Annotated in this window: 21 protein-coding genes; 11 read left to right on the forward strand and 10 right to left on the reverse strand. The window is 71.7% G+C overall.

Translation table 11 applies throughout. The features are described from left to right. Window positions 1-3: 3 nt before the first annotated feature. Window positions 4-1,341: a M6 family metalloprotease domain-containing protein gene (locus tag IO24_RS0138900; protein ID WP_031144424.1), complete on the reverse strand. Its 1,338-nt coding sequence runs from the start codon at window positions 1,339-1,341 to the stop codon at window positions 4-6. A gap of 282 nt (window positions 1,342-1,623) precedes the next feature. Between IO24_RS0138900 and IO24_RS0138905 the strand changes: the two genes are divergently transcribed. After that, the gene (locus IO24_RS0138905) at window positions 1,624-2,268 is read left to right on the forward strand and encodes a TetR/AcrR family transcriptional regulator (RefSeq protein WP_031144426.1); all 645 of its coding nucleotides are present in this window, start codon (window positions 1,624-1,626) and stop codon (window positions 2,266-2,268) included. Between the two features lie 223 nt (window positions 2,269-2,491). Continuing rightward, entirely contained in the window at window positions 2,492-4,033 is a 1,542-nt protein-coding gene (locus tag IO24_RS0138910) for an MFS transporter (protein WP_031144428.1), read from the forward strand. Window positions 4,034-4,127: 94 nt separating this feature from the next. Here IO24_RS0138910 and IO24_RS0138915 read toward each other — a convergent pair whose 3' ends face one another. Beyond that, window positions 4,128-4,661, reverse strand: a complete 534-nt coding sequence (locus IO24_RS0138915; protein ID WP_031144430.1) for a MarR family winged helix-turn-helix transcriptional regulator — start codon at window positions 4,659-4,661, stop codon at window positions 4,128-4,130. A gap of 89 nt (window positions 4,662-4,750) precedes the next feature. Between IO24_RS0138915 and IO24_RS0138920 the strand changes: the two genes are divergently transcribed. Continuing rightward, on the forward strand, window positions 4,751-5,536 hold the full coding sequence (locus tag IO24_RS0138920) for a dioxygenase family protein (RefSeq protein ID WP_031144432.1): 786 nt from the start codon (window positions 4,751-4,753) through the stop codon (window positions 5,534-5,536). Window positions 5,537-5,546: 10 nt separating this feature from the next. On the opposite strand, the gene IO24_RS0138925 is transcribed toward IO24_RS0138920, so the two are convergent. Beyond that, complete coding sequence (locus IO24_RS0138925; protein WP_031144434.1) at window positions 5,547-6,068, reverse strand: GNAT family N-acetyltransferase; 522 nt, start codon at window positions 6,066-6,068, stop codon at window positions 5,547-5,549. Window positions 6,069-6,262: 194 nt separating this feature from the next. Between IO24_RS0138925 and IO24_RS0138930 the strand changes: the two genes are divergently transcribed. Further along, window positions 6,263-7,261, forward strand: a complete 999-nt coding sequence (locus IO24_RS0138930; protein WP_031144436.1) for a sigma-70 family RNA polymerase sigma factor — start codon at window positions 6,263-6,265, stop codon at window positions 7,259-7,261. 412 nt (window positions 7,262-7,673) lie between these two features. Next, window positions 7,674-8,357, forward strand: coding sequence for a TetR/AcrR family transcriptional regulator (locus tag IO24_RS0138935; protein WP_031144438.1), 684 nt, complete (start codon window positions 7,674-7,676; stop codon window positions 8,355-8,357). A 9-nt stretch (window positions 8,358-8,366) separates the two neighbouring features. Here IO24_RS0138935 and IO24_RS0138940 read toward each other — a convergent pair whose 3' ends face one another. Continuing rightward, a complete protein-coding gene (locus IO24_RS0138940) occupies window positions 8,367-9,350 on the reverse strand; it encodes a helix-turn-helix transcriptional regulator (protein WP_031144440.1) in 984 nt (327 codons plus the stop codon). Between the two features lie 61 nt (window positions 9,351-9,411). On the opposite strand from IO24_RS0138940, the gene IO24_RS0138945 reads away from it, so the two are divergent. The 5 genes from IO24_RS0138945 (at window position 9,412) to IO24_RS45445 (ending at window position 15,244) form a co-directional block, all read left to right on the forward strand. Beyond that, window positions 9,412-10,914 carry an MFS transporter gene (locus IO24_RS0138945; RefSeq protein ID WP_031144442.1) on the forward strand — a complete coding sequence of 501 codons (1,503 nt, stop codon included), beginning with the start codon at window positions 9,412-9,414 and terminating at the stop codon, window positions 10,912-10,914. 150 nt (window positions 10,915-11,064) lie between these two features. After that, complete coding sequence (locus IO24_RS0138950; protein ID WP_031144444.1) at window positions 11,065-11,826, forward strand: DeoR/GlpR family DNA-binding transcription regulator; 762 nt, start codon at window positions 11,065-11,067, stop codon at window positions 11,824-11,826. Beyond that, window positions 11,823-12,770, forward strand: a complete 948-nt coding sequence (gene pfkB / locus IO24_RS0138955; RefSeq protein ID WP_031144446.1) for a 1-phosphofructokinase — start codon at window positions 11,823-11,825, stop codon at window positions 12,768-12,770. Before IO24_RS0138950 ends, pfkB begins: the two co-directional genes overlap by 4 nt. A 153-nt stretch (window positions 12,771-12,923) precedes the next feature. Next, a complete protein-coding gene (locus IO24_RS0138960) occupies window positions 12,924-14,969 on the forward strand; it encodes a PTS fructose transporter subunit IIABC (protein ID WP_031144448.1) in 2,046 nt (681 codons plus the stop codon). Window positions 14,970-15,085: 116 nt separating this feature from the next. After that, window positions 15,086-15,244 (forward strand): hypothetical protein, encoded by a 159-nt coding sequence (locus tag IO24_RS45445; protein WP_157851341.1) that lies wholly within the window; start codon window positions 15,086-15,088, stop codon window positions 15,242-15,244. A gap of 18 nt (window positions 15,245-15,262) precedes the next feature. On the opposite strand, the gene IO24_RS0138970 is transcribed toward IO24_RS45445, so the two are convergent. The 4 genes from IO24_RS0138970 to IO24_RS0138985 form a co-directional block, all read right to left on the reverse strand. Beyond that, complete coding sequence (locus IO24_RS0138970; protein WP_031144450.1) at window positions 15,263-16,009, reverse strand: DUF6227 family protein; 747 nt, start codon at window positions 16,007-16,009, stop codon at window positions 15,263-15,265. 191 nt (window positions 16,010-16,200) lie between these two features. Beyond that, window positions 16,201-17,415 carry a L,D-transpeptidase gene (locus IO24_RS0138975; protein ID WP_078899316.1) on the reverse strand — a complete coding sequence of 405 codons (1,215 nt, stop codon included), beginning with the start codon at window positions 17,413-17,415 and terminating at the stop codon, window positions 16,201-16,203. Between the two features lie 178 nt (window positions 17,416-17,593). Continuing rightward, on the reverse strand, window positions 17,594-18,622 hold the full coding sequence (locus IO24_RS0138980; RefSeq protein WP_031144454.1) for a P1 family peptidase: 1,029 nt from the start codon (window positions 18,620-18,622) through the stop codon (window positions 17,594-17,596). Window positions 18,623-18,723: 101 nt separating this feature from the next. Beyond that, window positions 18,724-19,959, reverse strand: coding sequence for a low temperature requirement protein A (locus IO24_RS0138985; protein WP_031144456.1), 1,236 nt, complete (start codon window positions 19,957-19,959; stop codon window positions 18,724-18,726). A 56-nt stretch (window positions 19,960-20,015) separates the two neighbouring features. Here IO24_RS0138985 and IO24_RS0138990 point away from each other — a divergent pair, with 56 nt between their 5' ends. Then, on the forward strand, window positions 20,016-20,195 hold the full coding sequence (locus IO24_RS0138990; protein ID WP_030845027.1) for a hypothetical protein: 180 nt from the start codon (window positions 20,016-20,018) through the stop codon (window positions 20,193-20,195). Window positions 20,196-20,238: 43 nt separating this feature from the next. Here IO24_RS0138990 and mscL read toward each other — a convergent pair whose 3' ends face one another. Together mscL and IO24_RS0139000 are read right to left on the reverse strand one after the other, a co-directional pair. Then, complete coding sequence (gene mscL, locus IO24_RS0138995) at window positions 20,239-20,697, reverse strand: large conductance mechanosensitive channel protein MscL (protein WP_031144458.1); 459 nt, start codon at window positions 20,695-20,697, stop codon at window positions 20,239-20,241. Window positions 20,698-20,847: 150 nt separating this feature from the next. Next, window positions 20,848-21,438: a hypothetical protein gene (locus IO24_RS0139000; RefSeq protein WP_234335242.1), complete on the reverse strand. Its 591-nt coding sequence runs from the start codon at window positions 21,436-21,438 to the stop codon at window positions 20,848-20,850. Between the last annotated feature and the right edge of the window lie 219 nt (window positions 21,439-21,657).

Here is a 21,657-nt window from a genome sequence, read left to right on the forward strand (position 1 = left end):
CCCCTACTCCCTCGTCACCCGCACCCGGTACCCCCCCTCCACCCCGGCCCCCGCCGCTCCCGCTCCCACCCCCGCCACTTCGATCGTGATCCCGCTCCCCGCGTCGCGGAACGTCTCCCCGGGCGTGAACGGCGCGTCCGACAGCTCCGCGTGGACGTTCGGCGTGCGCGTGCAGCCGCCGCTGTCGCGGCGGGAGTCGTAGACGGTGACCGGGCCCATGCCCGTGTCCACCTCCGCGTCGACCTTGTAGATCAGGATGCCCGGGCGGCACACCGCCTCGTCGTTGCCGGCGCGGGTGCGCAGTTCGACGGCGTAGCCGGTTCTGCCGTCGAGGGGGAGGAAGACGAGCTTGGAGCCACCGGCGAGGGGCAGGGGCGTCAGGGTGTACTCCGTGGTGCCGGGGGACGCCACGCAGTGGACCTGGGCGGCGTCGAGCCAGCCCAGCTTCCACTTGTGCCAGCCGAGGAAGTCGTTGTTGGCGCCCCAGTCCTCGCTCATGATGTCCCAGTGGCCGACCGCGCCCCCGCCCTCCGCGGTGTACAGGTCGGGCAGGCCGAAGACGTGGCCGTTCTCGTGGGGGAGGACGCGGTAGCCGGTGCGGTCGTAGGAGCCGGAGCCGTCGTCCTGGCGGGAGTAGACGAAGGAGGCGTTGGCCACGGGTATGCCGTCGGCCCTGGGTGCCTCCGGGTTGCCGGCGAAGGTGACGGACAGGACCGTGTCCAGGGCGGAGGGGCCGGCGTTCGGGGTGACCAGGACGTTCAGCAGGTCGTAGGCGCGGAAGTCCACCTTCGGGTCGGCCGCTGCCACGAGGTCCTGGACCAGCGCGCGGTAGCCGGGCTCGAACGGCGCCCCGCGCCCTATGCCGTATGCGCGGAAGGACTTCGGCATGCGCAGCCAGGACGGGATCGGGGTCTCGGGGCGGTAGTCGAGGCGGCCGTAGGAGCTGGTGCGGAACCACTCGCGGGTCTGGGGGAAGAACTCACGGAAGCGGTCCCGGGCGTCGCCCTCGCCGGGGGCGTCGGAGAAGTCGATCATCAGGGTGAGGGCGCGGACGGTGCCGGTGGAGCGGGTGTAGCCGGTGGAGGTGGGGATGCCCTCGGACATCTGGACCTCGCGGGCGCCGCGGATCATGCAGGGGCCGTGTGCGGAGGTGTGGGACAGGGCGACGGGGCCCGCTCCCGCCGTACTGGCGCCCGGGGTGAGCCGGCCCGTGCCCGCCGAGGTGCTGACGGTGAAGGTCAGGGCGGTCACGCAGGCCAGGGCGGCCAGACGGCGCCTGGGTATCCGGTGGCCGGGCGGCCCCGTGCCGTCCGGGCGGGGGCGCTGGGGCTGCGGCTGGATGCAAGGGACCTGCAAGGGACCTCCCGCGCCACGGCAGCCTCCGGTCTCCGGCTGCACCCTTTCGATCACCCTGCGTCGCGGGGTGAGGGGATGCGCGCTGGAGGAGACCGATCGTGGGTTTCCCGTCGGTAGGGGCCGGGAGGCGTCCGGGGGTATGTGAGTCAGGTCACAAACAAATTCCGCGAGAGCGGGAAATACCGGGGACGCACTCCCCGTTTAGTCATGTGTCCGACCGAAACGGGGATCCAATCCCCGGATCGCCTCACTCATCAGGAGTACACCGTGCAGACCGCCAGCCCCGAAGCGCGCAAGGTGCCCCGGCCTCGCGCCGACGCCCTGCGCAACCGGGAGCGGATCGTCACCGCCGCCCGGGAGATGTTCGTCGAGCACGGCCCCGAGGTGCCGCTCGACGAGATCGCCCGCAGGGCCGGCGTCGGCAACGCCACGGTGTACCGCAACTTCCCGGACCGCGACGCGCTCGTCCGCGAGGTCGTCTGCTCCGTCATGGACCGTACGGCCGCGGCCGCCGAGACCGCGCTCACCGAGACCGGCGACGCGTTCGAGGCGCTGGAGCGCTTCGTGCACGCCGCCGCCGACGAGCGGATCAGCGCGCTGTGCCCGATGGTCTCCAGCACGTTCGACCAGCACCACCCGGACCTGGAGGCCGCGCGCGAACGGGTCGAGCGGATGATCGCGGAGGTCATGGACCGGGCCAGGACGGCCGGGCAGCTCCGCTCCGACGTGGATGTCGGAGACGTCATGATCGCCGTGGCCCAGCTCAGCCGGCCCCCGGCCGGCACGGACTGCTTCCGGGCCGACCGCTTCGTCCACCGCCATCTTCAGCTGCTCCTGGACGGGCTGCGGGCTCCCGCTCGCTCCGCCCTCCCGGGCGCGGCCGTGACCTTGGAGGATCTGCGCCGGCCCTGACCGATCAGCCCAGATCCATGAGCCCCTGACCGATCAGCCCAGACCCATGAGCCCCTGACCGATTAGTCCAGACCACGAGTCCCTGACCGATTAGTTCAGCCGTTCCCGTACGTCTGAAGAAGACGTCTGAAGACCAGGCGACAGTCCCTACGGCCGTCCCCGCAGGCGAGCCGTTTCCTTTCGTCACCCTTTTCCGTCACGAAGTCCCGAAGTGGGTATCCCCATGTCTGAAACAGCCTCGAAGACCCTCGGCGCACCGGCCAGAGAACCGGACGCCAACCGCTGGAAAGCGCTCGTGTTCATCGCGCTCGCCCAGCTGATGGTCGTCCTGGACGCCACCATCGTGAACATCGCCCTGCCCTCCGCCCAGCAGGACCTGGGCATCTCCGACGGCAACCGGCAGTGGGTCGTCACGGCCTACGCCCTCGCCTTCGGCGGTCTGCTGCTGTTCGGCGGCCGGATAGCCGACCTGTGGGGCCGCAAGAAGGCCTTCGTCGTCGGTCTGGGCGGTTTCGCCGCGGCCTCCGCGCTCGGCGGCGCGGCCACCAACGAGGCGATGATGTTCGGCGCCCGCGCCCTCCAGGGCGTCTTCGGAGCCCTGCTCGCGCCCGCCGCGCTCTCGCTGCTCGCCGTGATGTTCACCGACGCCAAGGAGCGCGCCAAGGCGTTCGGCATCTACGGCGCGATCGCCGGTGGCGGCGGCGCCGTCGGCCTGATCCTGGGCGGCTTCCTCACCGAGTACCTGGACTGGCGCTGGACGTTCTTCGTGAACATCCCGTTCGCCATCGTCGCCGCGGCCGGCGCCTACTTCGTCATCCGTGAGCCCGAGGGCGGCCGCAACCGCTCCGCCCTGGACATCCCCGGCGTGATCCTGTCCACCCTCGGCCTGGTCGCCCTCGTCTACGGCTTCACCCGCGCCGAGTCCGACGGCTGGAGCGACTCCGTCACCGTCGGCATGTTCGTCGCGTCGGCCGTGCTGCTGGCGTCCTTCGTGCTCGTCGAGTCGAAGGTCAAGGCTCCGCTGCTGCCGCTGCGCGTGATCACCGAGCGCAACCGCGGAGGGATCTACCTCTCCCTCGGTCTCGCGATCATCGCGATGTTCGGCCTGTTCCTCTTCCTGACCTACTACCTGCAGATCGTGAAGGGTTACTCGCCGGTCAAGACCGGGTTCGCGTTCCTGCCGATGATCGCGGGCATGATCACCGGCTCCACCCAGATCGGCACCCGCCTGATGACCAGGGTCGCGCCGCGCCTGCTGATGGGCCCCGGCTTCCTGGTCGCCGCGCTCGGCATGCTGCTGCTGACCCAGCTGGAGATCGGCTCCTCGTACGCCGCTCTGCTGCTGCCGGCGATGCTGCTGCTCGGCCTCGGCATGGGTACGGCGTTCATGCCGGCCATGTCGCTGGCCACCCAGGGCGTCGAGCCGCGGGACTCCGGTGTCGCCTCCGCGATGGTCAACACCTCGCAGCAGGTGGGCGGCGCGATCGGTACGGCTCTGCTGAACACCATCGCCGCCTCGGCGACCACGGCGTACGTCGCCGACCACATCGCCGGTGCGACCAGCCGGTCCCAGCAGCAGCTGGTCCAGCTGGAGGCCATGGTGGAGGGCTACACGAGCGCCATCTGGTTCGCCGTCGGCATCCTCGTGGCGGCCGCCGCGATCGCCCTGACCTTCGTCAACGCCGGCCGGCCGGGCGGTACGGCGGTGGCGTCCTCCGGAGAGGACGCGGCGGACGAGGTGAAGATCCCGGTCGTCGCCCACTGACGGCCGCGCACCACAACTCCTTCGGGCCATCCGCAGGCACGAGGAAGGGGACGCCTCGTACCTACGGAATCCAGGACCTGCCCCGGCTCCCGCGTCAGCGGAGCCAGGGCAGGTCCGCACCCGCTTCGGCCGGCTGAAGTCCCTCGGCGACGATCCGCATGATCTCGCCGAGGGACTTCTGCTGTTCCCGGGTGAGCCGGTCGAAGACCGCCTGGCGCACGGCCTCCACATGGCCCGGCGCGGTCTGCCGCAGCACCTTGTGGCCCTCGTCCGTGAGGACGGCGAACTGGCCCCGCTTGTCGTCGGGGCAGTCCTCCCGGCAGACCCAGCCGTTCTTCTCCAGACGCGCGATGGCGTGCGAGAGGCGGGACCGGGTGATCTTCGCCAGCATCGCGAGCTCGGTCATCCGCAGCCGCCGCCGCGGCGCCTCGGCGAGCTTGACCAGAAGGCCGTAGTAGACGTGCGGCATGCCCGCGTCGCGCTGCAGCTGACGGTCGAGATGGTCGTCGAGGAGGGTGACGCCCTCCATGAACGAACGCCAGACACGCTGCTCCTCGTCGGTGAGCCAGCGCGGTTCATGCGGCTCCGCGACGGAGCCCGGTGTCGGTGCGGATGCGGGTGCCTTCATGCCTTCCACTTTACGCGGCCCCTCCTTGAAGTTTAAACAAATGGTCCGTACAGTTTTGTAGGGAACCATGTTTTGGAAGGAGCCGCAGCATGTCCGCCGCCACCCAGGAGCGCATGCCCGCTCTGTACCTCAGCCACGGCGCGCCGCCCCTGGCGGATGACCCGCTCTGGCCCGGTGAACTGGCCGCCTGGGCCGCCGGCCTGCCGCGTCCCAAGGCCGTCCTGATCGTCTCCGCCCACTGGGAGGAGGCCCCGCTCGCCCTCGGCGCCACCGAGACCGTCCCGCTCGTCTACGACTTCTGGGGCTTCCCGGAGCACTACTACCGGGTGAAGTACGACGCCCCCGGCGCACCGGAGCTCGCCGAGTCCGTACGCAAGCTGCTGCGCGCCCCCGGCACGCCCGTCCAGGACGTCCCCGACCGCGGCCTCGACCACGGCGCGTACGTCCCGCTGGTCGAGATGTATCCGGAGGCCGACATCCCGGTCCTCCAGGTGTCGATGCCGACACTCGACCCGGTCCGGCTCCTGGAGATCGGCCGCCGGCTCGCCCCCCTGCGCGACGAAGGCGTGCTGATCGTCGGCTCCGGCTTCTTCACCCACAACCTGGCCGCCCTGCGGCAGGGCGGCGTCCCCGCCTGGTCGGCCGAGTTCGACGACTGGGGCCGGCGGGCGCTGGAGGCGCGTGATGTGGACGCCCTGCTCGACTTCACCCGCAAGTCGCCCGCGGGGCAGCTGGCCCACCCCCGCACCGAGCACTTCGCCCCACTGTTCGTGACCATGGGCGCGGCGGACGCGGCCGGTGAGCTGGACACGCAGAAGTCCGTGATCGACGGGTTCTGGATGGGGCTGGCGAAGCGGTCGGTGCAGTTCGGCTGACCGCCCGCGGTCACGGCAGCTCCTTCTCGTACCAGGCCACGTCCCGGTACCGGCCGAACTTGCGGCCGACTTCCCCGTACGTGCCGACGTGCCGGAAGCCGAAGCGCTCGTGCAGCCGGACCGACGCCTCGTTCGGCAGCGCGATGCCCGCGTAGGCACGGTGCAGATCCTCGCCGGACAGGGCCTCGAAGAGGGCCGTGTAGAGGAGTGTGCCGACACCGCGCCGCCCGGCGCCCGGGGCGACGTACACGGACGTCTCCACGGAGGTGGCATAGGCGGGCTTCATTCGGAAAGGGCTGGAAGTGGAGTACCCCAGGATCTCCTGTGTGTCCGGCTCCGTGGCAACCATCAGGCGGTACGGCCCGTCTTCAGGGTGGGAGAGCAGCCAGGGGCCGCGCTCCTCCGGAGTGAAGATCGCGGTATCGAATGTGATCGCCGTCTCACGTACATAGTGGTTGTAGAGGGCCGTGAGAGCGTCGAGGTCAGCCTCGACTCCCGGCCTGACCTGCACCTCTGTACATTCCGCGCGCATCCCGCCTCCCCATGTGGCCGGACAGGGTACTGCATGATCAGAAAAATCGGGGGCTCGGTTGGGAATTCTGTCCTGATTCCAGTCGTTGTTTCCATCGGATGCAGGGCACCCGAGGAGAGTCCGGAGAGTCCCGGAAGACGGAGTCCAGCGTCCGAAGGACCACCTGCTGACCTCACCATCGCAAGGGAGCTCGCATGGCAACCCGTGCCGTCGCCCGTCGTCAGTCCGCCACCGGCGAGACGGCCGACGCGGCAAGCAGTGTTCGCGCCCATGGCGGCGAGATCGCCGACCGCGACCTGGTCGGCATGTACCTCGACGAGATCGCGCGCACACCGCTGCTCGACGCCGCCAAGGAGGTCGAGCTGTCTCAGATCATCGAAGCGGGTGTGTTCGCACAGCAGATCCTGGACGGCCTGGAGGAGAACAAGGCCGGGGCCTCGCCCGAGGAGCTGCAGGCCCTGGTCGACGACAGCGAGCGGGCCAAGGACGTCTTCATCCGCTCCAACCTGCGCCTGGTCGTCGCGGTCGCCCGGCGCTACCCCCGCAGTGGTCTGCCGCTGCTGGACCTGATCCAGGAGGGCAACGCCGGCCTGGTGCGCGCGGTGGAGAAGTTCGACTACCGCAAGGGTTTCAAGTTCTCCACGTATGCCACGTGGTGGATCCGCCAGGCCATCACGCGGTCGATAGCGGACCAGTCCCGTACGATCCGCCTGCCCGTCCACCTCGTGGAGGAGCTCGGCCGGATCCGCCGTGTGCAGCGCGAGTTCAACCGAGAGCACGGCCGGGACCCGGAGCCCGCGGAGATCGCCGCCGAGCTCGGCTCGACGCCGGAGCGGGTCACCGACGTGCTCGACTGGGCCCGCGACCCGGTCTCGCTGAACATGTCGGTGGACGACGAGGGCGAGACCCAGTTCGGTGACCTCCTGGAGGACACCTCGGCGGTGTCGCCCGAGCAGTCGGTGCTGACGCTGCTGCGCAGCGAGGAGCTCGACGACCTGATCGGCCGGCTCGACCAGCGCACGGCCTCGATCATCAAGATGCGCTACGGCATCGAGGACGGCCGGGAGCGCACGCTGACCGAGGTCGGCAAGGAGCACGGCCTGACCCGCGAGCGCATCCGGCAGATCGAGAAGCACGCACTGCTGGAGCTGAAGAAGCTGGCCCGCAGCACCGGGTTCGACGCGGCGGCGTGACCCCGTCCGCGCGGCGGCGCGACACCGGTGAGCACGGTGAGCGACCGGGCGTACGACGCGTTCCCACGGCCAGTGGGTGACGGACCGTGTGCGCCCGCAGGGCACCGCGTACGCCGGGTGGCGAAAGACCGCGCAAACATGGCGTTGTAACGCCGCTTCAATCCGCGGACTGGGGGAACAAGACCTCTGGGTCCACCAGTTCGGGCCCGGGGCCACGCCCCAAGACCCCCAACAGCCAAGTCCCGTCGCACTCCCCCCGGCGCCGGGACTTTCCCCGAGGCCGGGCTTCGGCGTCCTTCCCCCCGGACGTCGGGGCCCGGCTCTCTTTCCGGGGGGCGGGCCACCCCGTACCTGAACCACGGGGTGGCCCGCCAGATGGCAGATTGTGTCACAGGGGCATAGCCTGCCGGGCGTGAGCAGCACCACCCCGACCCCGCCCGCGCCCTCGCTGACCGAGCGGCGGAAGGCCGAGACCCGCATGGAGATCGCCCGGGCGGCGGCCGGCCTCTTCGTACGGCACGGCCTGCGCGCCACCCGCGCGGAGGACATCGCCCAGGCCGCCGGTATCGCCCCGCGTACCTTCTACCGGTACTTCGCCACCAAGGAGGAGGCCGTCGCCCCGCTCTACGCGGCCGGCGCCCAGCGCTGGGTGGAGGCGGTGCGCGCGGCGCCGGCCGACGTGGATGTGATCGAGGCCCTGGAGCAGGGGGTCCGCCACACCCTCACCCCGGGCGCCGGCGTCTCGGTGTCCTCCTGGGAGCGGGTGCGCACACTCCTGCGCCTGGCCGCCGCGAACCCGTCCCTGCGCAGGGTGTGGGCGGAGGTGTGCCAGGCGTCCGAGCGGCTGCTGGGGGAGGTGCTGGCGGAACGGGTGACACGTGCCGGTGCCTCCGGGTCTCCCGCGGGGCCGGACGACGCCGACAACGTTGCCGCGGCCCCCCGGTCGCGCTTCACGGCCGCCGTCGCCAGTGCCGCCGTGCGGACCGCGCTGGAGGCCTGGGCCGAGGGGGACGGGCCCGTGGAAGGCCCGGGGAGCCCGGCGGAACTCGCCCTGCGCAATCTCGCGGCACTGCGGGACTTCCCGTGGGGACCCTGACGCGACGGTTCACACCCCGCCCGCGTCCCGCCCGCCGGCCGCCCTGCTCAACCGCGCCCCCAACTCCCGTACGGCCGACACCAGTTCCTCCGGTTCGTGTACCACGAAGTCGCACTCGAGCAGCGCCAGCCGGAACGCCACCCACTGCACCGCGTCCCCGACGGACCCCCGCAGCCGGCAGCTGCCGTCGTCCAACGGCTCGGGCGTGCCCAGCCAATGGGGCAGCCGGGCGGCGACGAAGTCGGCCGGTGCGGCGAACGTGACCTCGAAGTCGTAGGACCGCTGCTGCCGTTGCATCGATTGCCGCAGGTACTCGGCGGCGTTCCCCGTCGGCAGTTCGCGCGGCACGAACCGGGCCCCCGTGGCGAACGGCTCGCTGACCCGGTCGACGCGGAACGTGCGCCAGTCGTCCCGGTCGATGTCGTAGGCGACCAGGTACCAGCGGCGGCCCGTCGACACCAGCCGGTACGGCTCCGTCAGGCGCCGCGACGCGGTGCCGTCCGCGGCTCGGTAGGCGAACCGCAGCCGCTCGTGCCCGGCCACCGTCGAGGCCATGACCGTCAGGGTCTCGGGGGCGATGCTCGGCCCGTCACCGCTGGTCAGCGGCGTGGTCGCGGCCTGGAGGGTGGTCACGCGGTGGCGCAGCCGGCCCGGCAGGACCTGCTCCAGCTTGGCCAGCGCCCGCACCGAGGCCTCGTCCAGGCCCTCCACCGCGTGCCCCGCCCCGGCGCGCAGCCCGACCGCGATGGCCACGGCCTCCTCGTCGTCGAGCACGAGCGGTGGCATGGCCTTGCCGGCGACCAGCCGGTAACCGCCGTCTGAACCCTTGGTCGCCTGCACGGGATAGCCCAGCTCACGCAGCCGGTCGATGTCCCGCCGGACCGTGCGGCGGGAGACCCCGAGGCGGCCGGCGAGCTCGCCGCCGGGCCATTCGCGGGGCGTCTGGAGGAGGGAGAGGAGCGTCAGCAGCCGGGCCGGAGTGTCCGTCGTCATACCGAGAGGATGCCGCACCAATAGGACACAGTCTGACCTAATGAGGGTCTACCTTCGGAGCATGACCTCCACCGACACCACCCTCGGCACGGCGGGCGGCGGGACCGACCGCCGCCGCTGGTTCGCCCTCGCGATCGTGATGACCGCGGCCTTCATGGACCTCGTCGACGTGACGATCGTCAACATCGCCATCCCGTCGATCCAGCGGGAGGCGGGTGCCTCCTTCAGCCAGATCCAGTGGATCACCGCCGGTTACGCCCTCGCCTTCGCCGCCGGGCTGATCACCGGCGGGCGGCTCGGCGACATCCACGGGCGCAAGCGGGTCTTCCTCGTCGGCATCGGCGGATTCACGGTCGCCTCCGCGCTGTGCGGCCTCGCGGTGAACCCGGAGATGCTGGTCGCCTCGCGGTTCCTCCAGGGCGGCATGGCGGCGCTGATGGTGCCGCAGGTGCTGTCGATCGTGCACGCGACCTTCCCGGCGCACGAGCGGGGCAAGGTGTTCGGGCTGTTCGGCGCGGTCGTCGGTCTCGGGGCCGTGTCCGGTCCGCTGCTCGGCGCGCTGCTGACCGAGTGGAACCTGTTCGGCTGGGAGTGGCGGTCGATCTTCCTGATCAACCTGCCCGTGGGTGTCGCCGGCCTGATCCTCGGCAGCCGCTTCATCACCGAGTCCAAGGCGCCGCGCGCCCTGAAGCTGGACCTGGTGGGCGTCGCGCTGGTGACACTGGGCCTGCTGATGCTGCTCTACCCGCTCATCCGGGGCCGGGAGCTGGACTGGCCGGTGTGGGGGTACGTCTCGATGGCCGGGTCGCTCGTCGTCCTCGCGGCGCTGGTGGCGTACGAGCGGCGCAAGGCCGCGCGGGACGGTTCCCCGCTGGTCGAGCTGTCGCTGTTCAAGGTCAAGAGCTTCGCGGCCGGTATCGCCGTGCAGACCGTCTTCGGTGTCGCGCTCGGTGTGTTCTTCCTGGTGTGGACGCTGTACATGCAGTTCGGGCTGGGCTGGAGCCCGCTGAAGGCCGGGCTGACCGGGGTGCCGTTCTCGATCGCGGTGTCGGTGGCCGCCGGGATGTCGGTGCAGAAGCTGGTTCCGCGCTTCGGGCGCCAGGTGCTCCAGGCGGGCGCGCTGGTGATGGCGGCCGGGGTGCTGCTCTACATCTGGGAGTCCGGGCACTACGGCCTCGCCATAACTCCCTGGCAGATGGCCCTGCCGCTCGTCGTGATGGGCGTGGGCATGGGCCTGATCGTCGCGCCGCTGACCGACGCGATCCTCTCGGAGGTGCCGCGCGAGCACGCCGGTTCGGCGTCCGGGCTCATCAACACCGTGCAGCAGATGGGCAACGCGCTGGGTCTCGGCCTGGTGTCGGTGGTGTTCTTCGGCACGATCTCCGACCACCTGCGGCCGGAGCAGATCGGCCCGGCCTTCGCCGACGCCTTCCAGAACGCGCTCGGCTGGGTCGCCGCCGTGATGGGCGCCATCTTCCTGCTGATGTTCGCGCTGCCGAAGCGGCCCGCGCAGCATGTGGAGGGGGAGCAGCTGCCGGTGGAGAAGGAACCGGCGCTGGCCTGAGCACAGAAAGCGGGCCCGGCACCTCGGTGCCGGGCCCGCACGCGTTTCTGCTCATGCCCGATTAGGTCCGAACCTGTTTACTTTGCGGAAATCTCGGCGTAGCCTCCCGCTGAAACCACACGTTCGGGCATGAGGCGGAGGCGAACGGACATGTACGCACCGGAACGGCAGCAGGAGATCCTCCGGCTCGCCCGTGACGGCGGCCGAGTGGAAGTCGTGTCGCTGGCCGAGGAGTTCCAGGTGACGGCGGAGACGATCCGCCGGGATCTGAAGGCCCTCGACCGCGCCGGCCTGGTCCGCCGGGTGCACGGCGGGGCCATCCCGGCCGGACGGCTCGACTTCGAGCCGGACCTCGCCGAGCGCGAGACGACCGCCGCCGACGAGAAGGACAACATCGCCAAGGCGGCCCTCGCGGAACTGCCCGTCGAGGGCACGGTGATCCTCGACGCCGGGACGACGGTGGCCCGGATGGCCGCCGCCCTCCCGCTGGAGGCCTCCCTCACCGTCGTCACGCACGGCCTCCCCATCGCGGCCCGCCTCGCCGACCACCCCGGCATCCAGCTCCACCTCATCGGAGGGCGCGTACGGCACCGCACACGCGCCGCCGTGGACGCCTGGGCGCTGCGCGCGTACGGCGAGATCCGCGCAGATGTGCTGTTCGTGGCCGCCAACGGCTTCTCCGCCGAGCACGGCCTGACCACCCCCGACCTCGCCGAGGCCGCCGTCAAGCGCGCGGCCGTGGCCGCCGCCCGCCGCGTGGTGCTGCTCGCCGACTCCTCCAAGCACGGCCAGGAGCATTTCGCCCGCTTCGGCGACCTGAGTGATGTGGACCTGCTGATCACCGACAGCGGGCTGAGCCCCGAAGACGCCGTCGCGATCGAGCGCGGCGGCACGGAAGTAGTGCGCGCATGATCCTCACCGTCACCCCCAACCCGTCCCTGGACCGCACCTACGAGGTGCCGTCCCTCGACCGCGGCGAGGTCATCCGCGCCACCGGGGAGCGGATGGACCCGGGCGGCAAGGGCGTGAACGTCTCGCGCGCCGTCGCCGCCGCCGGACAGCGCACCGTGGCGGTCCTGCCCCTGGGTGGCGCCCCGGGCGCCCTGGTCGCCGACCTGCTGGACAAGCAGGGCATCGAGGTCGCTCCCGTCCCGGTCGCGGGGGCCACCCGCTCCAATATCGCCCTCGCCGAGTCCGACGGCGTCCTGACGAAGATCAACGCTCCGGGCCCCGAACTCTCCGACGCCGAGCGGGAACTGCTCCTGGAGACCGTGCGGCAGCAGTCCCGCGACGCCGCCTGGATAGCCTGCTGCGGCAGCCTCCCGCGCGGACTCGCCCCCTCCTGGTACGCCGAGCTGGTCGCCCGCGCGCACGCCGCCGGAGCGCGGATCGCCCTGGACACCTCCGGACCCGCGCTGCTCGCCGCCCTGCGCGAGCGGCCCGACGTGGTCAAGCCCAACGCCGAGGAGCTCGCCGAAGCCGTCGGCCGTCCTCTCGCCACCGTCGGCGACGCCGTGAAGGCCGCCGAGGAACTGCGCGAGATGGGCGCCCGGGCCGTCCTCGCGAGCCTCGGCGCCGACGGGCAGCTGCTCGTCTGCGACGAGGGCGCCTGGTTCGGCAGCGCCCGTGTGGCCGCCGTCCGCAGCAACGTGGGCGCCGGCGACTCCTCCCTGGCCGGCTTCCTGATCGCCGGCGGCAACGGCCCCGAGGCCCTGGCCTCCGCGGTCGCGCACGGCGCGGCGGCCGTCCAGCTGCCCGGCAGTGTGATGCCGACGCCGGGCGACCTGGACCCGGCGGCGGTGACGGTCACGGCCGAGGTCCCGGCGGACCGTGCGCTGAAGGAGCCGGTGTCATGACGTACGACGAGCAGCGCGGACCGGCGCGCGAGCGGCGGGCCTCCTCCCCGTTACTCTCCGGCCCCGCCTTTACCCCCGTCACCCCCCACCGCACCCCCGTCCCCCTCCCGCCCACCCCTCCCACCGGGCGATACGCGTGCTAAGGAGCCCGCGATGAGCGACATGATCACGGCGGACCTGGTCGATCTCGACCTTTCCGCCGACACCAAGGAAGCGGCGGCGCGTGCCCTCGCCGAGCGCATGGTGGCCCTGGGCCGGGTGACCGACCTGGACGGCTTCCTCGCCGACGTGGCCGCCCGCGAGGCCCAGATGCCGACCGGCCTCGACGGCGGCATCGGCATCCCGCACTGCCGCAGCGAGCACGTCACCGAGCCGACGCTCGCCTTCGGCCGCAGTGCCGCCGGTATCGACTTCGGCGCCCCGGACGGCCCCGCCGACCTGATCTTCCTGATCGCCGCGCCGGCCGGCGCCGACGACGCCCATCTGACGATCCTTTCGTCGCTGGCCCGGCAGCTGATGAACAGCGAGTTCACCGACGCCCTGCGCGCGGTGAGCGACGCGCCGGCCGCGGCGGCCCTGATCCGCGGCGACGAGCCGGACGCACCCGCTCCGGCCGTCTCCGAAGACCCCGTGGCGTCGGCGGGAGCGGCCTCTCCCGCCGCCGCCACGGTCACCGAGGAGACGGCGGATGGCGAGGAGCGCCCGTTCCGCATCGTCGCCGTCACCTCCTGCCCCACCGGTATCGCCCACACCTACATGGCGGCCGAGTCGCTGGAGAACGCCGGCCGGGAGGCGGGCGTCGAACTCACCGTCGAGCCCCAGGGATCGGCCGGTTTCACCCGGCTCGACCCGCAGGTCATCGCGGCGGCGGACGCCGTGATCTTCGCCCACGACGTGCCCGTCCGGGAGAAGGAGCGCTTCGCCGGCAAGCCGACCGTCGACGTCGGCGTGAAGGCGGGCATCAACCGCCCCGCCGAACTCATCGCCGAGGTCCGTGACAAGGCCGCGCGCGGCGAGGTCACCTCCGGTTCCGCCCCGGCCACCCCGGTGGAGCGCGCGGGCGACTCCGGCGAGGGCTACGGCACCAAGCTGCGCAAGTGGCTGATGTCCGGCGTCAGTTACATGGTGCCGTTCGTCGCCGCGGGCGGTCTGCTGATCGCGCTCGGCTTCGCGATCGGCGGCTACAAGGTCGACAAGGCCCCGTCGGTGATGGACCACTTCATGTGGTTGCAGGCCGACAGCTGGGCGGCCCTGTTCTTCCAGATCGGCGGTGTCGCCTTCGGCTTCCTCGTCCCGGTCCTGGCCGGCTACATCGCCTACGGCATGGCCGACCGGCCCGGCATCGTCCCCGGGTTCGTCGGCGGCATGATCGCGTTCAACATCAACGCCGGGTTCCTCGGCGGTCTGGCGGCCGGTCTGATCGCCGGTGGCGTGGTGATGGCGATCCAGAAGGTGAACGTCCCGGCGGCACTGCGCGGCATCATGCCCGTGGTGGTGATCCCGCTGATCTCCTCGGCGATCGTCGGGTTCCTGATGTTCGTCGTCATCGGCAAGCCCATCGCCGAGGCCCAGAAGGGCATGACCGACTGGCTGAACGGCCTGTCCGGCAGCAACGCGATCCTGCTCGGCACCCTCCTCGGCCTGATGATGTGCTTCGACCTCGGCGGCCCCGTCAACAAGGTCGCCTACACCTTCGCCACCGCCGGCATCGCGGTCACCAGCCCCAGCGACTCGGCGATGAAGATCATGGCCGCGGTGATGGCGGCCGGAATGGTCCCGCCGCTGGCCATGGCCCTGGCGACGACCGTGCGCGGCAAGCTCTTCACCCGGACCGAGCGCGAGAACGGCAAGGCCGCCTGGGTGCTCGGTGCCTCCTTCATCTCCGAGGGCGCGATCCCCTTCGCCGCGGCCGATCCGCTGCGCGTCATCCCGGCCTCCATGGCGGGCGGCGCCGTCACCGGCGCCCTGTCGATGGCCTTCGGCGCCACCCTGCGCGCCCCGCACGGCGGCATCTTCGTGGTCCCGCTGATCGGCAACCCGTTCCTCTACCTGGTGGCCATCGCCGCGGGCGTCTGCGTCACCACGGCCCTGGTGGTCGTCCTCAAGGGCCTGCGCAAGCCGGTCCCGGGTGCCGCACCGGCCTCCGGCGAGGGCAGCGCGGACCGGGCGGCGGATTCGAAGCAGCCCGTCGCGGCCTGAGGAGGCGTGAGGTTCGCCCCTTTCGGGGCGTGTGAACGGTTCATGCCACCTGCGAGATAGATCACGAAAATCACGGCCCGGGACCGAAGTCCCGGGCCGTGGTGTCTACTGGGGCAATGCCCGAGCACGTCTCCCGGTGGCCCGAAGGCCACCCGCTCCCCGCCCTCCCGCAACAGCGGCAGACGGGCTCCCGGTCGGAGTCCGTGGAACTGACCACCGAGGAGAGAGACGCCTTCGCCGAGCTGGTGCGCCAACTCGGCGACAGAAGCGTCTAGAGGCGTCCGGGGCCCGTCTCAGGAGAGCTGCGCCGCCCGCCGCTCCATGGCCTCGCGCGCCGCGTCCTCGCTGGCGTACACCTCGCACATGTGCCGCCCGTCCGGCGTCGCCGTGTGCTCGACCTCCCACAGGGAGACCTCCTCGCCGTCGCGCAGCAGGAACGCGTGCTCGTAGAGCGAGAAGCCCAGCCCCGCCCGGCCCGCGCGGCACGGCCGGCCGAAGGCCTGGGTGATCTGGTGCCCGGACGCCGTGGCCAGCAGGGTCGCCGTGTCCGTGCCCGGCCGGTCCGCGTTCTCCGCCCGGCGCAGTAACCTGCGCGCGTGGTCCGCCGAGTTCTCGGCGGCGTACGCGTGCCGGGGCGCGGGGGCCGGTGGCAGCTGTACCGTCACCGGCAGTTCAAAGTCCGGGGTGTCCGCCGGCAGCGGCAGCCGCGTGGTGGCGGCGCGCAGCTCCTCCTCGTCGACGTACACCTCGTGATGCGGCTCGCTGCCCGGAGCGGTGTTGTGGACGAGCTCCCAGAGCGTGAGCGCCGAACCGTCGGCGAGCAGCCACGTGTGCCGGTACGTCTCCCGGTGCAGGCCCGCGCTGTGGTGCGCGGAGTGCAGTGACCCGTCGTGGGCCAGCGCGCAGTCCAGGCGCCTTATCGTCTCGTCCGGTAGCTCGAAGGAGTTCAGGGCGCGGCCGAGGAGTCGCGCGAGGTGCTCCTCCGGAGACTCGGGCGAGTCGTGGGGTTCGTACGCTGCCGTCTCGTACGGAACGCTCAAGGTTTCTCCCGGCGTTGCTGCATGTCACCTTGTGGGTGCATACGGTAGCCCCTCGGTCGGACATCATGTCCGGGAACCGAGAAAACGTACGTCCGGGAAAACGCGCGGGCCGCGCGAAAAGTTCCCGCGCGACCCGGTCGGTCCGTCAGAAACCCCAGTTGGGGCGGTCTTTCAGGTGCTCCCCCAGCCGGTCAGGAAGCGCTGTCCGCGACCCACTGGCTCCACGCCATGTTCCAGCCGTTGAGCCCGTTGTCCGGCGCCACCGTCTTGTCGGGGGAGTTCTTCACGATCACCACGTCCCCGATGAGGGAGTTGTCGTAGAACCACTTGGCGGGCGTGCTGCCCCCCGCGCCCTGGACATCGGCGAGACCGACGCAGCCGTGGCTGGTGCCCTGGCGGCCGAAGGGCGGGTTGCCCTTGCCGTACCAGTAGTTGCCGTGGATGAACGTGCCCGACGTCGTCAGACGCATCGCGTGCGGCACGTCCGGGATGTCGTACTCGCCGCCCAGCCCGACCGTCCGGCTGTTCATCCGGGTCTGGACGAACTTCTCGGAGATCACCATCTGCCCGTTGTAGGTGGTGTGCTCCGGGCTGCCCGCCGAGATCGGGATCGTCTTGATGGTCTTGCCGTCCCGGACGACCGTCATGGTCTGCGTGTTGACGTCGACCGTGGAGACCTGCGAGCGCCCGACGGTGAAGGTGACCGTCTTCTTCTGCACGCCGTAGACGCCGTTCGCGCCCTCGACCCCGTCCAGGTCGATCTTCATCGTCACCTTGGAGCCGGCCTTCCAGTACTCCTCGGGCCGGAAGTCGAGCCGCTGCCCGTTGAACCAGTGCCCGACCACCTTCTGCCCGCTGCTGGAGGTGACCGTGATGTGCGACTGCACGGCCTTCCGCTCGGTGATGGCCTTGTCGAAGGTGAACGACACCGGCATGCCCGCGCCGACCGTGGTGCCGTTGTCCGGCGTGTACGTCCCGATGAAGCTGTTCGACGACGTGACCGTCGTGAAGATCGAGTTGGCCGCGGCCGTCCGGCCGTCCGCGTCCTTGGCGGTCGCCGATATCTGGTACTTCGTCCCGCGCTCCAGCTGCTCCTTCGGCTTCCAGACCTTGCCGTCACCGGAGACCGACCCCGCAACGGCCTCACCGCTGCCCGCCACCGTCATCTTCACGTCGGTCAGCTTCCCGTCGCTGACCTTCACGCCGGTCGCGTTGATGGACGCGCCCGTCGAACCGTCCTTCGCCGAGATGGCGATCTTCGCGACGGACGTCTTGGTGCCGCTGCCGCCCTTCTCGTCGTCCTTGGCGTTGGCGCTGCCACCGCAGGCGGTGAGCGTCAGGGCGCCGACCATCAGGGCGGCACAGGCCCCCAGTGTGCGCCGCGCTGAAATGTTCGGCGTTGTCACGGGCTGCTCCCAGTTCGTGTGTGTTGCGTGATCCGCTCCAGTACGTGAGGGAAGAGGGGCCGGGGAGCCGGTCGGGTTCCGTCCGTTCCCCATGAAGGCCGTCACGTGACAGAACCGCGACAAATTCCGGTTCCGCTGTGCATCTGCCGTACGCCGCGGGCCGGTTCGGCGGCCCGCGCTACAGCTCCCCGTACAGCTCCCCGTACGACGGCCACGCCCCGCCCGGACCGTCCACCGGCTCCGCGGCCCGCACGGCCCGGACGATCGCGCGCGTCACCATGTCCGCACCCGCCGCCAGGATCTCGTTCAGGGCGAGCGGGTCCGTGGCGTCCAGGGCACGGTCGCCCGTCGCCAGCGCGAACACCGTGTCCCCGTCGTTGAGGAGATGCACCGGGCGCACCGCGCGGGCGATGCCGTCGTGCGCCGTGCCGGCCAGCTTCTGCGCCTGCGCCTTGGACAGATCCGCGTCCGTCGCGACCACCGCGAGCGTCGTGTTGAGCGGGGGCGGCGTGCTCCTCGCGGCCGTCTCGGCGAGACGCCGCTGCGCGGCCGCGTGGATTTCCGCCCCCGGGTACTCCACCCGCCCCTGGAACAGCTCCCCGTACAGCACCCCCGTTTCCGGATCCACCGTCGCTCCCGCCGCGTTGGCCACCACCAGCGCGGCCACCGTGATCCCCGAGCCGAGCACCGTGCTCGCGCTGCCGACGCCGCCCTTCACCACCCCGGTCACCGCTCCCGTGCCCGCGCCCACGCACCCCTGGGGCACCTGCGCGCCGAGCTCGCTCGCCGCGGCTGCCTCGACCGCGGCCCGGCCGGTCGCCGCGTCCGGCCGGGCCCGGAAGTCGCCGCCCCGCCCCAGGTCGAAGACACAGGCGGCGGGCACCACCGGCACCACATGCGCCGGGTCCGCCCCGACACGGATCCCGCGCCCCCGCTCCTCCAGCCAGGCCATCACCCCCGACGCGGCGTCGAGCCCGTACGCGCTGCCGCCGGTCAGCACGACCGCCTCCACCTTCCGCACCACGTTGCGCGGATCCAGCGCGTCCGTCTCCTTGGTGCCGGGCCCGCCGCCCCGCACGTCCACGGCGGCCACGGCCCCGCCCTCCGGGGCCAGCACGACCGTGGTGCCGGTGAGCCATCCGTCGCCGGTGCGTGTCGCGTGCCCCACCCGCAGGCCGGAGACATCCGTCAGTGCGTCAACTGTCATGGGGCACAGTCTCGTCCAGCCGCCCACCCCGGCGGGCGTACCGAGCCGGTGGGCGCCGCGTCAGCCCGTGGACGTCCGCGGGGACCGGATCGCGGACGCCCTCACCCGGTCTGCGCCGCCGGCCCGCTCTCCCGCGCGGCCGGACGCGTGGCCAGGGCCTCTCCGGCCGCCACCGACAGCGCGCAGACCACACCCGCCGCGAACACCGCCCAGTGACCCAGGAACGTGCAGCAGATCACCAGCAGGGCCGTCGTCGGCAGCACCAGCTGCTGGGTGATGCCCCGCTTGAAGTGGCGTGCGTGCAGGCCCCACACCGAGAGCAGGTACAGGGCCGTCGGCAACGTCACCGCCGCCGACGCCGCCAGCGTGGAGATGTGCGCCTTGCCGACCGTCTGCTCCACCGCCACCTCCAGCCCGGCCCCGATCGCCGCCGCCGAGGCGAACACCAGGTAGTGGCCGTAGCCCCACAGGAACGCCTGCCGGTTGGACCGCAGATGGCCGTGGACGGGGACCACGAAGTAGATCCACCACGCGGCGAAGACGACCAGCAGCCCGCCCGCCGCGATGGGGAGGAGCTCGCCCAGCGCGTCGTGCTCGTCGATGCCGGACTTCACCGCGATCGTGGCCGCCGCGATGGTCTCGCCGAGCACGATGATGGTGAACAGCCCGTACCGCTCCGCGATGTGGCGGGGGTGCCAGGACGTGGTGTGCTCCCTCTCCGCGAAGGGCGGCACGCACATCTCCAGCAGCGCCATCACCAGGAACCACCAGGGCCGGGCCCCCGATGGCAGCAACAGCAGCCCCAGCCAGCCGACCTGGCACGCCAGCACGCCGCCGGCGTAGCGCAGGGCCGTGGTGCGCTCCGGGCCCTCGGTGGAACGGGCTGCCCGCAGCCACTGCGCCGCCAGGGCCACCCGCATGATCACGTAGCCCAGCCAGACCACGAGGTACTCGTGCTCCTCGAACGCCCGGGAGACGCCCGCCGCGAGGACCAGCACACCCGCGATCTGCACCAGCGTGACGACCCGGTAGAGGACGTCGTCGTTGTCGTACGCCGAGGCGAACCAGGTGAAGTTCATCCACGCCCACCACAGGGCGAAGAACACCATCGCGTAGTCGAGGATCCCCTGGCCCGCGTGCCCCTCGGCGACGGAGTGCACCAGCTGGACGCCCGCCTGGGCGACGGCCACGACGAAGCACAGGTCGAAGAAGAGCTCCAGCGGCGAGGCCGTCCGGTGCGCCTCGTCGCGGCCACGGGCCCGAAGCCCGCGCAGCGGTCCCCGGCCGCCGCCGGGCGCGTCGGAAGGGACGGGCGGGGGTGTGGGGCTGGACGTCATGCGTCCCAGCACAGCAGAAGGCACGGGGAATTTCTCCGCGACCGTACCCTGGTTGCATGAGTACCGTCCCCGGCCCCGAGCCGCGTGAGCCGAAGCCCGCGCTGGTCTTCGACGACCCGCTCGACCAGCAGTCCTCCGACGACACCGACCGCGGCTGGGGCGAGCGCACCGACTCCGGCGGCAGTGCGGCGGACCTCAAGCGCTTCCTGGACGAGAAGCCGCCCCACCACCTCTGAGCCGGCCGGGCCGGACCGCCCCACCACCTCCGAAGCAGCCGCGCTATCGCCGGTCGTGCCCCGAGCCGCGCTGGGCGATCAGCGCGTCCCGGATCTCCTTCAGCACCTCCAGCTCGGTCACCTCGAGGACCTCCTGCGTGCCCTCCTTCGCCTTCCGGCGGGCCTCCGCCCGGGCCAGGTACTTCGACATGGGCAGGACCATCAGGAAGTAGACGACCGCCGCGGTGATCACGAAGCTCAGGGCGGCGCCGAGTACGGAACCCCACAGGATCCGGATGCCCTGCTCGCCCTCGCAGCTCGAGCTCAGGCAGGAGCTGTAGTGGTCGAGGTTCTTGGTCCCGATGGCGCCGACGACCGGGTTGATGATCCCCTTCACCATGGCGTTGACGATGTTGGTGAAGGCGGCACCGATCACCACCGCCACCGCCAGATCGACGACGTTCCCGCGCATCAGGAAGGCCTTGAAGCCGTCCAAGACACTCGGATCCTTCTTCTCGCTCACCTGGGGGCCTCTCCTCGCATGAGCAGCTTGTGGAACAAAACGCTCCGCAACCTACGTCAACGCTGGGCCGAACCGGGCACCTGGGTCCCTCTGACGAAGGACTCGGCGGGACCGCGCCCGTGAGCGCCGAGCACCTCACCACCTCGACCGTCACCACAGGGTCACCGCCAACCGCGCCGTGGCACCCGCACCGGCCAGCCGCGCGGCGGTGGCCCGTGGCACCGACAGCACGACGAGCGCCCCGCCGTCGCCCGCACCCTCCACCGGCTCCGGCACCTTCGTCACCCTGGCCCCGCGCGCGACCACCCGGGCATCGCCGCCCGGCACCGCCCCCTCGGCGGCGATGACGTCGACCCGGTCGCCGGGCCGCAGCAGCCGGACCGTGGCCGCGTCGGAGATCCGGACCGGGGCCGTCACCGGCCCCACGGCACGGCGCGGGTGCGTGGGCTGCTCCCCGGGCACCGGCGCCGTGTGCGCGGGAGGGCGCGCCCGGGGATGACCACGGGCGCCGTCGGCATCGCGCGGGCCCGCCGCCACGAGTGCCGTCGCGGTGACGGCGAGCCCGACGGCCACGGCCCGCCGCCGGTGCCGGACGAGCCGGCCGGAGCGGTGACCGCCGCGCACCCGCACCGGATCGAACCGCGGTACCTCACGGGTCGCGGGCACCTCGGCCCCGGGCGGGCACGAGGCGAGCGACCAGGAGGGAGACGAAGGCACGACCGAGGAACGAGCGAAGGACACGGGGACCACCACCTGCGACGAGGGACCGGCTTGCGCTCCCCACGATGAGGCCTCGCGCCACCGCCCGCTCGGGCCTGTGGACCCACCGCCGGGCTGTGGACAACTCCCTCACCCGAAGGGGACGTTCCACCCCGGGCCCACCCCGTCCCCACCCCGGGCCCGCCTCGCCCCCACCGCTGGCCCCCTGGCCCCCTGGCCCCCTGCCCCTCAACCCCGGCC

The sequence above is a fragment of the Streptomyces flavovariabilis genome, from assembly GCF_000725785.1.
GTDB lineage: Bacteria > Actinomycetota > Actinomycetes > Streptomycetales > Streptomycetaceae > Streptomyces > Streptomyces hawaiiensis.

Excerpts from the sequence above, each read along its gene's own strand:
- IO24_RS0138980 (WP_031144454.1), bottom strand. The coding sequence starts at position 18,622 with ATGACAGTTGACGCACTGACGGATGTCTCCGGCCTGCGGGTGGGGCAC.
- IO24_RS0138950 (WP_031144444.1), top strand. The coding sequence starts at position 11,065 with ATGTACGCACCGGAACGGCAGCAGGAGATCCTCCGGCTCGCCCGTGAC.
- IO24_RS0138925 (WP_031144434.1), bottom strand. The coding sequence starts at position 6,068 with ATGCGCGCGGAATGTACAGAGGTGCAGGTCAGGCCGGGAGTCGAGGCT.
- IO24_RS0138910 (WP_031144428.1), top strand. The coding sequence starts at position 2,492 with ATGTCTGAAACAGCCTCGAAGACCCTCGGCGCACCGGCCAGAGAACCG.
- IO24_RS0138940 (WP_031144440.1), bottom strand. The coding sequence starts at position 9,350 with ATGACGACGGACACTCCGGCCCGGCTGCTGACGCTCCTCTCCCTCCTC.
- IO24_RS0138960 (WP_031144448.1), top strand. The coding sequence starts at position 12,924 with ATGAGCGACATGATCACGGCGGACCTGGTCGATCTCGACCTTTCCGCC.
- pfkB (WP_031144446.1), top strand. The coding sequence starts at position 11,823 with ATGATCCTCACCGTCACCCCCAACCCGTCCCTGGACCGCACCTACGAG.
- IO24_RS0138990 (WP_030845027.1), top strand. The coding sequence starts at position 20,016 with ATGAGTACCGTCCCCGGCCCCGAGCCGCGTGAGCCGAAGCCCGCGCTG.
- IO24_RS0138985 (WP_031144456.1), bottom strand. The coding sequence starts at position 19,959 with ATGACGTCCAGCCCCACACCCCCGCCCGTCCCTTCCGACGCGCCCGGC.
- IO24_RS0138915 (WP_031144430.1), bottom strand. The coding sequence starts at position 4,661 with ATGAAGGCACCCGCATCCGCACCGACACCGGGCTCCGTCGCGGAGCCG.
- IO24_RS0138945 (WP_031144442.1), top strand. The coding sequence starts at position 9,412 with ATGACCTCCACCGACACCACCCTCGGCACGGCGGGCGGCGGGACCGAC.
- IO24_RS45445 (WP_157851341.1), top strand. The coding sequence starts at position 15,086 with ATGCCCGAGCACGTCTCCCGGTGGCCCGAAGGCCACCCGCTCCCCGCC.
- IO24_RS0138930 (WP_031144436.1), top strand. The coding sequence starts at position 6,263 with ATGGCAACCCGTGCCGTCGCCCGTCGTCAGTCCGCCACCGGCGAGACG.
- IO24_RS0138920 (WP_031144432.1), top strand. The coding sequence starts at position 4,751 with ATGTCCGCCGCCACCCAGGAGCGCATGCCCGCTCTGTACCTCAGCCAC.